Source organism: Streptosporangium brasiliense (assembly GCF_030811595.1).
GTDB lineage: Bacteria > Actinomycetota > Actinomycetes > Streptosporangiales > Streptosporangiaceae > Streptosporangium > Streptosporangium brasiliense.
Window position 1 is genome coordinate 36,232 of record NZ_JAUSRB010000003.1, and the last position, 13,628, is coordinate 49,859.

A 13,628-nucleotide genomic window follows, 5' to 3' on the forward strand; every position below is an offset into this window, starting at 1 on the left:
TCTGCCGGCGTTCCCGATTCCGCGTCCGTCGGAGTGCCCGTACCGGCCGGCGACGGAACACGTCGAGCTCCGTGAAGAAGGCCCGATGACCAAGGTGCGGCTCTACAACGGTCGCACCGCCTGGCTGGTGACCGGCGCGGCGCAGGCGCGCGCCGTGCTCTCCGACTACCGCAGGGTGTCGATCCGCCCCTACCACGGGAACTATCCCCTGCTCAACGAGGAGTTCGAGAAGGTCGTCGACAGCGGCTACGCCGACGTCCTGTTCGGGGTGGACCCGCCCGAGCACACCAAGCAGCGGCAGATGATCATGCCGCGTTTCTCGTTGCGGCGCAGCGCGCAGCTGCGGCCCGACATCCAGCGCATCGTGGACGAGAAGCTGGACGAGATGATGAGCCAGGGGGCTCCGGCGGACCTGGTGAGCCAGTTCGCCCAGCCGGTGCCGTCGATGGTCATGAGCCTGCTGCTCGGCGTCCCCTACGACGACCACGAGGAGTTCGAGACGCCGGCCAGGAAGCTGTTCGTGCCGGAACTGGCCGAAGAGGCGACCGCGGAGCTGGGCGACTACCTCGACCGGTTGATCCAGAAGAAGGAGAACAACCCGGGCGCCGGCCTGACCGGGCTGATCGACGACCTGATCGTCAACCAGCTGCACAAGGGGGCCATCACCCGCTCGGAGCTGGTCCACATCGCCATGGCCATGCTGGTCGCCGGCACCGACACCACCACCAACGTGATCTCACTGGGCACGCTGGCGCTGCTGGACAACCCCGAGCAGTGGGAGGCGCTGCGCGCCGACCACAGCCTGATCCCCGGCGCGGTGGAGGAGATCCTGCGCTACGTCTCCCTCGTCGAGGCGTTCGCCCGGGTCGCGGTGGAGGACATCGACCTCGACGGAGGATCGATCAAGGCGGGCGAGGGCATCCTCATCAGCTGCGCCGGGGTCAACTTCGACCCGGCCTCGGCCTCCGACCCCGACACCTTCGAGATCCGGCGGCCACCCCGGCCCAGCTTCTCCTTCAGCCACGGCATCCACCGGTGCCCCGGCGACAACCTGGCCCGCCTGGAGCTGGAGATCTCCTTCCGGACGCTGGTCGAGCGGATGCCCAACCTGCGGCCGGCCGTACCCCTCGACCAACTGCGCAGCAACAACAACGACGGGACCCTGCAGCGGCTCTTCGAGTTCCCGGTGGTCTGGTAGCGACCGCCGGCGCGGTCCGCGGACGCGACCCGGGACCGCCGGGCACGGCGGCCGCCGTAGCGAAGAAAGGGAGCAGCATGCCACACCCACGCACCGACCATGCTCGTGCGGAAGACGCCATTGCCGAGACGGAGGTGCCGCGGCAGGGCATCGCCTACCGTGGTGTCGCCTATGACACCGGTACGAACTTCGCGACCGGTCAGGGGGCGCTGTCCCGGACCGCGTGGAGCACGCCCGACATGCTGTCGGAGCTGAGCCTGATCAGCGACCAGCTCAACTGCAACTCGATCACCGTCTACGGCAGCGACCTGGACCGGCTGACCGAGACCGCCACCGCCGCGGTGGAACACGACCTCCACGTGTGGCTCCAGCCCCGCCTGGTGGACCGGCCGCAGCAGGAGGTCCTGGACCACCTCGCCGAGGCCGCGCGGATCGCCGAGTCGCTGCGGAGCCAGGGCGCCGCGATCAACCTGACCGTCGGCGCCGTGCACCTGCTGTTCACCCCGGGCATCATCCCCGGCGACCAGTATCACGAGCGGATGGCGAACCTGTACGCCGACGCCGAGCACCACCTGCTCACCCCGACCGCGACCGTCGACCTGGCCGCCGCGACGCCCCGGCTCAACGAGTTCCTGGGGAAGGCCGCCGCGGTGGCCCGCGGGATCTTCAACGACAGGATCAGCTACTCCGCGGCGTACTTCGAGGACGTCGACTGGGGGCTGTTCGACTTCGTCGGCCTCATGTACCAGTACCTGCCGACCCACCTCACCCGCGAGCAGCACCTCGCCGAGGTGGCCCGCTACCGCCGCTGGGACAAGCCGATCCTCATCTCCGAGTTCGGGACCGCGACCTACCAGGGCGCCGAGGAGAAGGCCTTCTTCTTCTGGGACATCGCCGACCGGAGCGGGCCCGTGCCCACGATCATCGACGGCCACGTCCGCGACGAGAGCGCCCAGGCCGCCTACCACCTGAAGATGTTCGACGTCTTCGAGGAGGCGGGCGTCGAGGGCGTCGCGGTCTCGGAGTTCATCCACCCGACCCACCCCCACTCGACCGACCCCCGCCTCGACCTGGACACCGCGAGCATGGCCATCGTCAAGACCATCCGCGACGACTTCAGCGACCCGGCCTCCACCTACCGCTGGGAGCCGAAGGAGTCCTTCCACGCCATCGCCGACTACTACGCCCACGTCGGCTTCCAGGAGGTCGCGCGGCGCCGGTAGGGGCCGTGCGGCGCCGGGGGCGCCGCACCGTCCACGGCGGCCGGCCCGCTCCGCGACATCGGCGTGCCACCGCCCGTGCCACTGCCCGTGCCCGCCCCCTCCGGCGCGGGCACGGGCGCCGCGGAGCGGATCACGCTCTGCGCATCGGAGAAGATGCAGGGAACGTCCGCCACGATCACGATTGATGACGACGCCGCGCCGCAAACGCGCGACGAGTGTCCGAGACGCGAGCCGCAGGCACCTGGGTCCGAGGACGCGACCAAACCGCCGCGGATCCGCGGCCACGGCCATGGACCGGGCTGAGCTGCCGCCTTCCCAGACAAGAGGTGACCATCCATGGCCCTGCCACTAGTGAACTCCCCGGAGACCGACTCCTCGGCCCTGCCGGCCTACCCGCTGCCGCGGGAATGCCCCTACCGGCCGTCCTCGGGCTTCGCACAGCTGCGTGCGCCGGGGCCGCTCACCAAGGTGCGGCTGTACGACGGCCGGACCGCGTGGCTGGTGACCGGACCGGTCGAGGCACGCGCCCTGCTGGCCGACAAGCGGATGTCCAGCCTCGCCCACTACCCCAACTACCCGGTGCTGGACGAGCGGCACAAGCACATGCGGGCCACCCGCGAGATGGCCACGGAGGAGGAGGGCGGCTTCGCCGGGGCGCTGTTCGGAGTGGACCCGCCCGAGCACACCAGGCAACGGCAGATGCTGATCCCCAGCTTCACCACCCGGCGGGTCGCGGTGCACCGGCCGGAGATCCAGCGCATCGTCGACGAGCGGCTGGACGCGATGCTGCAGCAGGGCTCCTCGGCCGACCTGATGACGGCGTTCGCCACACCGGTGCCCATGATGGTGGTCTGCGCCTTCCTCGGCGTCCCCTACGAGGACCGCGAGTCCTTCGAAGGGCCGGCCCGGGACCTGTTCAACCCGGAGCGCGCCGACCAGGCCATGGAGGAGCTGACCGACTACCTCACCCGCCTGATCCAGGCCAAGGAGAGCGACCCGGGCAACGGCCTGCTCGACGACCTGATCGCCGGTCACGTCCGGAAGGGCGACCTGTCGCGCGATGAGCTGATCCAGTTCGCGTTCGCGATCCTGGTCGCCGGCACGGTCACCTCGACCAGCACCATCGCGCTGGGCACCCTCGCCCTGCTGGCGACCCCGGGACAGTACGCCGCCCTGGCCGACGACCCCGACCTGGTCCCCGGCGCGGTCGAGGAGATCCTGCGCTACGTCACCCTGGTGGAGCAGCTCGCGCGGGTCGCGACCGAGGACATCGAGATCGCCGGAGAGGTCATCAAGGCCGGTGACGGCATCCTCGTCAGCTTCGCGGGCGCCAACATCGACCCGAGCGTGACCTCCCACCCCGACGTCCTGGACATCACCCGACCGCCCACCAACCACCTCGCCTTCAGCTACGGCATCCACCACTGCATGGGTCACAACCTGGCCCGCCTGGAGCTGGACATCGCCTTCCGCACCCTGGTCAAGCGGGTCCCCACGCTCCGGCTCGCGGTGCCCGCCGAGGAGGTCCCCTCCTACGACGACGGGACCGTGCCGCGGCTGCTGTCGCTCCCGGTCACCTGGTAGCGGACCGCGGGCCCCGGATCCGGGGCCCGGGTCCGGGTGGTCCGCGGGCGGGCCGCCGCCGCGGGGCGCGTGCTCACCGCACGTGAGGGGATGCGCCCCGCGTCCGCCCCGACACACCAGGTGAAAGGCCTGTGAACTCGGAATCCGAGCATCTCAGGAGAAGAGTGCCGAAGGGCCGATACCTAAACTTGCGAGCAGGAGGCGGTGGCATCCGGGGCCAGGCAGATCGGTCACCTCCGTTCTCGTTGGACGTGCCCGTCGCGAGATGAACGACGACGGCTTCCAGCCAGTGCGCAACCCTCCTACATCGGCACTCATGATTGGAAGAATCGTGACAATTACCCCGATTCGGACGCAGTCAGCGTCGTCGACCGAGCTGGAAGACCTGGACCGGCGCCACCTCATCCACCCACTGCAGGCGGCCGCCATCTCCGACCGTCTCGTGATCGTCCGCGGCAAGGGCTGCGCCGTCTGGGACGCCGACGGCAACGAACTGCTCGACGCCACCGGCGGCGGGCTGTGGCACTCCCACGTCGGGCACGGGCGGCGCGAGCTCGCCGAGGCCGCGGCCAAGCAGATCGAGCAGCTGGAGTACTTCACCAGCTACCAGGAGTTCACCAACGACAAGGCCATCGAGCTGGCCGTCCGCCTGTCCGGGCTCGCCCCCGCCGACCTGAACAAGGTGTTCTTCACCAGCGGCGGCTCGGAGAGCGTCGAGACCGCGATCAAGGCGGCCCGGCTGTACCACGCCCGGCGGGGCCAGCCGGACCGCACCTGGATCATCTCCCGGCTGTACGGCTACCACGGCGCCAACTACGGCTCCGGCACCCTCACCGGCTTCGAGCCGATGCATCTCAGCGTCGGGCCCAACCTGCCGCACGTGGAGAAGGTCTCGCCGCCCTACCTGTACCGCGCCGCCGAGCTGTACGGTGACCAGGACCCGACCGACTTCCTGATCAACGAGCTCGAGCAGACCATCGAGCGGCTCGGCCCGGGCAACGTCGCCGCCATGATCGGCGAACCCGTCATGGGCGGTGGCGGCGTGCTGACGCCGCCGGCGGACTACTGGCCCCGGGTGCGCGAGGTGCTCAACAAGCACGGCATCCTGCTCATCGCCGACGAGGTCATCACCGCCTTCGGCCGCACCGGCGCCTGGTTCGACTCCGCGCAGCGGGACATGGACCCCGACATCATCACCACCGCCAAGGGCATCACCAGCGGCTACTTCTCCTTCGGCGCGGTGCTGCTGCGCGACGGCATCGGCGACGCGATCACCGAGGACTACGGCTTCTTCCACGGCTACACCTTCAGCGGCCACCCGGTCGGCGCCGCGGTGGCCCTGGCCAACCTCGACATCATGGAGCGGGAGGACCTGCCGGCCAACGCCCTGTCGATCGGCGACTGGTTCCGGGCCGGGCTGGCCCCGCTGGCCGACGTGCCGACCGTCGGCGACGTCCGGGTCGAGGGCGCCGCGGCCGCGATCGAGATGGTCGCCGACCGCCAGACGCGCGAGCCGATGGCCTTCCCCGACGTGTTCGGGCTGACCGCCCAGATCCGTGCCAAGCACGGCGTCATCACCCGGCCCTACGCCCACAACATCATCCTCTCGCCGCCGCTGACCATGAACGAGGACGAGGTCCGGCGGGCGAGCGCCGCGATCGTCGACGTGCTGACCCAGACGGCCGCGAACGGCTGACGGGCCACGGCCCTCGGTCACAACCGGATCCACTCGGCGTCCGGCAGGGAGATCACCTTCCCTGCCGGACGCTTCCGTAAGCGGCCCGCGACACCCGGGGCCGGAGGAGCGCGCATGACCACGACCCTGACCCCAACCGAGCGGCAGCTGCGCGGCACGCTGACCACCACGAAGATCGTCTATCTCGTCATCGCGGCGGCGGCGCCGCTGTCCGCCCTGGTCGGGACCCTGCCGCTGGCCTTCGCCATCGGCAACGGCCCGGGCGTGCCCGCCATGTTCGCCTTCGCCGGCGTCACACTGCTGTGCTTCTCGGTCGGGTACGCGGCGATGAGCCGGCACATCGTCAACGCCGGGGGCTTCTACACCTACATCTCCTGCGGGCTGGGCCGGCCGGCCGCCGTCGGCAGCGGCCTGATCGCGGTCATGGCCTACAACACCATCACGATCGGCCTCGTCGGCGCGTTCGCCTACTTCGCCCAGCTGGTGGCGGCCTCCCACGGGGTCGATCTGCCGTGGGAGCTGTGGGCCGCGGCGGCCGTCGCCGTGATGGCGGTGCTCGGCTACCGGCAGATCGACCTCAGCGCCCGGGTGCTGTCGGTGCTCATCATCGGCGAGATCGCGATCCTGGTGCTGCTGGTGGCCGCCATCCTGCTACGTGAGGGCACGGCCGCGCTGCCGGCCGCCTCGTTCGCGCCCGGCACGGTGGTCGGCGCCGGGATCGGCGTGTCGATGATGTTCGCCTTCTGCTCCTTCGTCGGCTTCGAGTCCACGGCGCTCTACGGCGAGGAGACCAGCGACCCCAGGCGCAGCGTGCCACTGGCGACCTACGCGGCGGTGACCGTGATCGCGGTGTTCTACGCGCTCACCAGCTGGGTGGTGGTCGGCGCCGTCGGGCCGTCCCGGGTCCAGGAGGTGGCGGCCGCCCAGCTGGGCAACCTGTTCTTCGGGCTGAGCGACGACTACCTGAGCAAGGCGGCGACCGTGACGATGCAGGTCCTGCTCTGCACCAGCCTCTTCGCCGCGATGCTGGCCATGCACAACGCCTCCAACCGGTACCTGTTCGTCCTGGGCCGCGAACGGCTGCTGCCCCACTGGCTGCAGGCGGTGCACCCGCGGCACAGATCGCCGCACCGGGCCAGCCTCGTGCAGACCACGGTCACCGTCGTGCTGGTGGCGGCCTTCGCCCTCGTCGGGCTCGACCCGTACGTGAACCTGTCCACCAGCATGATCGGGATCGGTACGCTCGGCGTCGTCGTGCTGCAGGCACTGGCCACGCTGTCGGTCATCGGATTCTTCCGGGGCCGCCCCGACCGCCACTGGTGGCGCACCGGGCTGGCGCCGCTGCTCGGATTCGCCGGACTGGCGGTCGCCGGTGTGCTGCTGCTGGACAACTTCGCCCTGATGACCGGCACCACCGCGGTCGTGGTGACCTCGCTGCCCTGGCTGATCCTGGCCGCCGGTGTGGCCGGTATCGGCTACGCGCTCTGGATGCGGACCGCCCGGCCCGAGCGCTACGCCGCCCTGGCCGGCGTCCAGCGCCGCGACCAGGCCGGCCCGGTGGCCGCCTCCCGGCCCTGACCGGCGGGCACGCCGCGCCGTACCTGCTCGCCCGCCCTACACCGCGATCTTCCTGTCCACGACCGACCAGCTCGCGTCACGAACGATCTTCATCGCCTCGTCGACGTGCGCACGGTGGGTGCGGTGGTTGAGCACGCACAACCGCAGCGTGAACCGGTCCTGGATCTGCGTGCTGGTCAGGGCCACCCGGCGGCTGGCGTGAATGGTCTCCAGCAACCGGCGGTTCACCGCGTCGCCGCCGGGGGCGCGGAAGGTGAGGACCGTCAGGTCCGGGGCCGGCGTCTCCAGCAGCGGCATGTCCAGCAGCTCGCGGTGGACCACCTGGGCCAGGTCCAACTTCTCGTCGAGCGTGGCACGGAAGGCGTCGACCCCGTACAGATGCAGCGGCAGCCACAGCCGCAGACCGCGGAAGGGACGGCTCAGCTCCGTGCCGAGGTCGGCGTAGTTGGGCAGCCGCGAATCCAGCTGCAGGTCCTGCAGGTAGGCGGCGTCGGCGCCCTGCGCGGCCGCCAGCGTGCGCACGTCACGCGTCAGCAGGACACCCGTGCCGTAGGGCAGGAACAGCGACTTGTGCGGATCGAGGGTGATCGAGTCGGCCCGCTCGATGCCCGACAGCTTCGCCCGGCCCCGGCTGGTCAGCTGGAAGGCCCCGCCGTAGGCGGCGTCGACGTGGAACCACAGGCCCTGCCGCCCGGCGACGTCGGCGAGGTCGGCGAGCGGGTCGATCGTGCCGGTGTTCGTCGTGCCGGCGGTGCCGACCAGCAGGAACGGCCTCCGGCCGGCCGCACGGTCGGCGGCGACCAGTTCCTCGACCGCACCGGGGTCCATGCGGTGGTCGGCGGTGACCGGCACGGTGCGCAGCTGATCCGGTGCGAACCCGGCGATCCGCGCGGCCTTGGCGACGCTGTGGTGGGTGTGCTCGGTGACATAGACGGTCCCGGTGCCCGGTGGCCCGCCGAGCAGCTCCTGGCGCGCGGCCAGCAGCGCCGACAGAGTGCCGCCGGACGCGCCGCTCGTGAGCAGCCCGCCCGCCGTCTGCGGGAGCCCGAACACCCCGCAGAGCCACCGGATCACACCGTGCTCCATGGCCACCAGGGCGGGCGCCATGGCACCCGAGCCCGTGTACCGGTTCACGGTGGAGGCGAGGAGCTCGGCCACCGCCGACGCGAAAAGGCCACCGCCGGGAAAGTAGGCGAAACAGCCGGGGCCCGCGGTCTCCACCGCCTTCGAGGCGGCCTGCCGGAAGGTCTCCAGCAGCCCGTCGAAGTCACCGGCGTGATCGCCGGGCGGTGCGAGCAGATCGACCCGCATGCGGTCGGAGACATCGAGGTCGACGGCGGGAGCCTCGTTCAGCGAACCGACGAAATCGGACACGAACGAGGTCGCCGAAGTCATCATCGCCGCCAGCTCGTCCCCGCTCGGCTCCAGGGGGAACAGTGACATGAGCGCTTACTCCTAACTGTGAAGGCGCGCGGGCGACGCCGGATGCGTCGGCTGCAGCGGCGGCAGGGTGAAGGCGTGCATGCGGCCGGCGTGGATCACCGGCCGTCTCCAGTCGGAGTGGTCCAGCGGGGCCAGGCCGTGGCGCTGCCTGCGGGTGGCCTCGATGCTGGCGGCACGTGCCGTGACGTCCCTGCCGCCGGCCTGGACGATCTGCTGGATCCGCTCGGCGCCGAAGTTGACCGGAAGGGCCTGGCTGAACTCCGTGGCGCTGACCTGCAGCCACCCGTGGGTGTCCTCCTTGATGCCGTCGGCGAGCCGCCTTATCGCGACGTCCTGGCCGACCTGGGCCTCCCTGTCCTTCCAGTAGGCCAGCAGCCGGTGGGCGTGTCCCACCATGCCGGTGATGGCGCCGCCGCTGGTCATGAAGTTCCCGTTGCCGAACGAGTCGCCGGCGATCACGCCGTTGGCGGCCACCAGCGGGTCCGCCCCGACCCGTTCGACCAGGCTGAACATCTTCGGCCCGTAGGACGTCGCGACCTTCTGCAGATGCTCCTTCGGCATCTCCAGGATGTGCGCGGCCTGCTCCAGGTAATAGTCACGGAGCATGTGGCGGTAGGCGGCGTAGTATTCCAGCGACTCCCGGTCGGTGCCGGGCGGCACCAGGCCGGCCACGATGGGGTCGAAGACCTTGAAGTCCGGGACCTGGACCAGCACCCAGCCGATCGCGGGATCCCCCTCGTGACCGACGGCGATCTGCCGGACCCAGAACTCGCGACCCTCCTCGTCGAACTCGGAGGCGATGCGCCGCCGGAGCCGGCCGTCCACCAGCACCCCCAGCAGGCCGGCCAGATAGTCCGCCTGGGCCACCACCGGCCCCTGGCCGTCCTCGTGGTCGACCTTCACATCCTCCTGCTTGAACCCCAGCCGGTCGGCGTCGTCGCTGTCGAAACCCTGGGCGACCATGAACAGCTCGGGCACGCCCAGATCGATCAGATCGCTGCCGGGTATCCGCACCCGGTGGAACCTTCCCCGGTAGTCCAGCTCCCGGAGCGCCTCGATGCGCACCCTCTTGCGGCCGTCGGGGAGCTCGGTGAAGCCGTCGTCGCCGAGCGCGACCCGGTGGTGGGTGAAAAGGCGGACCCGCGGGGATTCCACCCCCGCCTCCAGGTCCAGCCGCTCGATCTCCTCCAGATAGCGCCGCAGCAGGATCAGCAGCTGCAGGGCTCCGGTCTGGAACATCGACGGGCTGTCCAGCACCTCGACCATGTCGGTGCCGGTCCGTTCCGGGTCCGGCCCGCTGGGCGGCTCGGCCGCGTCCAGCACAGTGATCACCCGGTGGGGCGCGCCGTCCTTCCACCGGTCGTCGATGAACTCGGTGTGGTGGATGAGGCCGGCGATGCGCGCGGTGGAGAAGCCCAGGAACAACTCGTCCGTCGCGATGGGGCCCGCGGGCCAGTCCGGCCGGTACAGGCATTCGGCGAGGCGGAAGACACTGCCGTCGCCGCGATGCGGCACCCGTTCCTCGCCGTAGCGCTCCAGCATCATCTGGTCGATGATGCCCAGATGGTGGTACAGCTCCTCGCGGATGTTCCAGTGCACCCCGAGCGAGGGGTCGCCGCGCATGTCGACGCCGACGGCACGGCGGCCCATGGCCACCGTCCACAGCATGGCCATCATGTTCGTGCAGCCCAGACCCAGCGCCAGGAAATCCGGATCGCGTACGCCCCTCAGATCATCCGTATGATCGCTCTGGTTGAACGGGACATAATCCACGTCGGGCTGATTCATTTCGCGCTCCTCCCCGGTATTCATTTGTCGACGCCACAGAAAAAGAGTTGCGACCGGCTGTTCCCGGTACGATTGAATTGAACCGATTCAGTAATCGACCTCTTCATGCCCTTCTCTTTTCTTGGTCCGCCGAGTTTTCCTCCAGAACCAACTCTGCGCGTCCGGCGGCACGCAAACCAGGAATCTCGGTTGCAGGAAGCTGCCCGTGATTGCAGCTTCCTGCCACGCCGCCGCATCCGGGCGGCCGCGCCGCCGTGTCGAATACCGGAGCAGGAGTGCATGGAGAAAAGACGGCGCAGGCGCGCCGCCGGGCGTCTTTGACGGGGAGGTCCGGCACCGGTCCTGCGCTCCGGCAAAGGCCGGATACCGGTCCGGGACGGAGATTCATGAGGCCGCTCCCGGCGGCCGAAAGCACCGGTCCGGCTAGGCGGCCCGTGCCCCGCGATCCGCGCCCGGCCCTCGGTCAGGGCGGCGCCACGGACGGTGGAGCCGGCCGGCCTGACGCGCCGGCCGGCACGGCCGCCGGCAGGAGCGCCCGCGTGCCGCACACGGCAATGCCGTCCGCGGACGTCATAAAAGTTATTACCTGTGATCGAAGTCAGCAATATCGGAGAAGCCAGGCGCGCCGGACCTTGAAATCCTACGGGGAACTTACGTTCTCAACTGTGAGGAAGAGGTGAGCAACAATGACTGTCACCGTGGCGGAGGAGTGGAAAAAGAATGTAGCGGCGCATTCGGACGAGCGATTGACCGGCCCCCGGGGCGCGTGGTGGTTCACCGGCAAACGCCCCCTCCCCGGGGAGTGCCCGGGTATGCAGGAGACCGGCCGGATCACTTCGCTGCCGCTGCCGGACCTGTCGGTGTGCGGCCGTGACGCGGTGCTCGACTACTTCGACAACTCTTGGGCGCTTCAGGAGATCCTGTTCGCGGGACTGCAGACGTCAGAGGCCTTCTACCGTCCTCCGGCGCACAACCTGCGGCACCCCATGATCTTCTACTACGGTCACCCGGCCGCGCTGTACATCAACAAGCTGCGGGTCAGCGGCCTCCTGAGCGGTCCGGTCAACGCCTACCTCGAGCACGTCCTGGAGACCGGCGTCGACGAGATGTCCTGGGACGACCTGTCCAAGAACGACATGCTCTGGCCCTCTGTCGGTGAGGTCCACAGCTACCGGGCCGAGGTCTACCGGATCGTCCGGGGGATCATCGAGTCGACGCCGTTCGCCCCGGACCTGGGCCGCCCGGTGACGATGGACGACCAGGCGTGGGCGATCTTCCTCACTTTCGAGCACGACCGCATCCACCTGGAGACCAGCTCCATGCTGATCCGGGAGCTGCCCCTCAAACTGGTGCAGCACCCCTCCGCCTGGCCGGCCCCCGCCCCGATGCGGCGCGTCGGCGACGCCGGCGGCCCGACCCCGGAGTCGGTCCCGGACAACCGCACGGTGGCCGTCCCCGGCGGGCGGGTCCGCCTGGGCAAGCCCTGGTCCTTCCCCTCCTTCGGCTGGGACAACGAGTACGGGACCCGGGAACTGGACGTCGCCGACTTCGAGGCCTCCCGCTACCTGGTCAGCAACGGCGAATACCACCGCTTCGTCGCCGACGGCGGCTACCGCCGGCCGGAGCTGTGGTCGGAGGAGGGCTGGGGCTGGCGCGCCTTCCGCAACGCCAAGTGGCCCCAGTTCTGGGTGCCCGACGGGCCGAGCGGACTGCACCGCTACCGCCTGCGCACGACCTTCGAAGTCATCGACATGCCCTGGGACTGGCCGGTCTGCGTCAACTACCACGAGGCGAAGGCCTACTGCGCCTGGCGCGCCGAGCGGGACGGCCGCGCCTACCGGCTGCCGACCGAGGCGGAGTTCCGCTGCATGCGCGCGCTGCCGGACGAGCCGGCCGTCGACGACGACCCGGTCATGCGCCTCAGCGGTGCGCACCTGCGCGCGCAGGGCGTCAACCTCAACCTCGCCTGGGGGTCGGAGACCCCCGTCGACCACTCGCCCGCCACCGCGCACGGCGTGCACGACTCCGCAGGAAACCTCTGGACATGGTGCGAGGACACCTTCAACCCGCTGGACGACTTCGCCGTCCACCCCTACTACGAGGACTTCAGCACCCCCTGCTTCGACGGCCTGCACCAGATGATCCTCGGAGGCTCGTTCGTCAGCACCGGCGACGAGGCGAGCATCTGGGCGCGTTTCCACTTCCGCCCGCACTTCCTGCAGCAGTCCGGGATCCGGCTGATCGCCTCGCCGGACCCGGCCACGAGCACCGAGGCCCCCGACACCTACAACACCCAGGAGATGCTCAACCGCTATCTCCTGATGCACTTCGCCAGCGTCCAGGAGACCTTCGGCCGCCCCGACCACCCCCTCGCCGTCGCGCACGCCTATCCGCAGCGCCTGGCGAGAATGCTCACACGCGAGGCCGAGCGGATCGGCGTCAGCCTCCACCGGGTCCTGGACGCCGGATGCGCCGTCGGCGGTGCGAGCTTCACCCTTGCCGAGAGCACCGTCACCAGCGTCGTGGGCGCCGACCTCAGCTCCACCTTCATCGAGACCGCCCGCAAACTGGCACGCGGCGAGGCGGTGCCGTACGAAAGGCTCGACCAGGGCGAGGTCCGCACCCGCCTGCACGCACGCGCGCCGCGGCCGGCCGGCGGCGCCGACGTCGACTTCGTCATCGCCGACTGCTGCGCGCTGCCGGAGACCCTGGGCAGCTTCGACGCCGTGCTCCTGTCCAACCTTCTCGACCGCGTCGCCGACCCCCGGGCGTGCCTGCGGCAGTTCACCGACTCCGACCGGGTCCTGCGCTCGGGCGGGCTGCTGCTGGTGGCCAGCCCGTGGTCGTGGCAGCCCGCCTACACCGCGCCGGACAAGTGGCTCGGCGCACGGTCCCAGTCGCCGACCAGCGAATACGAGATCAGGCGGATCCTGGATGAGGCCTTCGACCTCGTGGCGGAGTCCGACGAGCCGGGCATGCTGCGCGACCACCGGCGTCACTACGAATACCTCAGCGCCGACGTCTCGCTGTGGCGCAAGCGCTGACCACCGAGGGGCCCGCCGGATCCCGCCCCTGATCCGGCGGGCCCGCCCCCGCCTCCGCGCGGAGCGACAGGAGA

General features: G+C 70.2%; 8 protein-coding genes. 6 read left to right on the plus strand and 2 right to left on the minus strand.

Translation table 11 applies throughout. From position 1 onward, the window contains the following. Positions 1-85: 85 nt before the first annotated feature. From J2S55_RS47225 to J2S55_RS47245, 5 genes are all read left to right on the plus strand, one after another. Positions 86-1,198: a cytochrome P450 gene (locus J2S55_RS47225; protein WP_306876107.1), complete on the plus strand. Its 1,113-nt coding sequence runs from the start codon at positions 86-88 to the stop codon at positions 1,196-1,198. 77 nt (positions 1,199-1,275) lie between these two features. Then, complete coding sequence (locus J2S55_RS47230) at positions 1,276-2,421, plus strand: glycoside hydrolase family 113 protein (RefSeq protein ID WP_306876110.1); 1,146 nt, start codon at positions 1,276-1,278, stop codon at positions 2,419-2,421. Between the two features lie 336 nt (positions 2,422-2,757). Continuing rightward, on the plus strand, positions 2,758-4,005 hold the full coding sequence (locus tag J2S55_RS47235) for a cytochrome P450 (RefSeq protein WP_306876112.1): 1,248 nt from the start codon (positions 2,758-2,760) through the stop codon (positions 4,003-4,005). A gap of 331 nt (positions 4,006-4,336) precedes the next feature. Next, positions 4,337-5,701 (plus strand): aminotransferase family protein, encoded by a 1,365-nt coding sequence (locus tag J2S55_RS47240; RefSeq protein ID WP_306876114.1) that lies wholly within the window; start codon positions 4,337-4,339, stop codon positions 5,699-5,701. A 114-nt stretch (positions 5,702-5,815) separates the two neighbouring features. Next, positions 5,816-7,279: an APC family permease gene (locus J2S55_RS47245; RefSeq protein ID WP_306876116.1), complete on the plus strand. Its 1,464-nt coding sequence runs from the start codon at positions 5,816-5,818 to the stop codon at positions 7,277-7,279. A 36-nt stretch (positions 7,280-7,315) separates the two neighbouring features. Here J2S55_RS47245 and J2S55_RS47250 read toward each other — a convergent pair whose 3' ends face one another. Together J2S55_RS47250 and J2S55_RS47255 are read right to left on the minus strand one after the other, a co-directional pair. After that, complete coding sequence (locus tag J2S55_RS47250; RefSeq protein WP_306876118.1) at positions 7,316-8,722, minus strand: pyridoxal phosphate-dependent decarboxylase family protein; 1,407 nt, start codon at positions 8,720-8,722, stop codon at positions 7,316-7,318. A 12-nt stretch (positions 8,723-8,734) separates the two neighbouring features. Continuing rightward, on the minus strand, positions 8,735-10,510 hold the full coding sequence (locus J2S55_RS47255) for a hypothetical protein (RefSeq protein ID WP_306876120.1): 1,776 nt from the start codon (positions 10,508-10,510) through the stop codon (positions 8,735-8,737). Between the two features lie 812 nt (positions 10,511-11,322). Here J2S55_RS47255 and ovoA point away from each other — a divergent pair. Next, positions 11,323-13,554, plus strand: a complete 2,232-nt coding sequence (ovoA, locus tag J2S55_RS47260; protein WP_306876122.1) for a 5-histidylcysteine sulfoxide synthase — start codon at positions 11,323-11,325, stop codon at positions 13,552-13,554. Positions 13,555-13,628 lie beyond the last annotated feature (74 nt).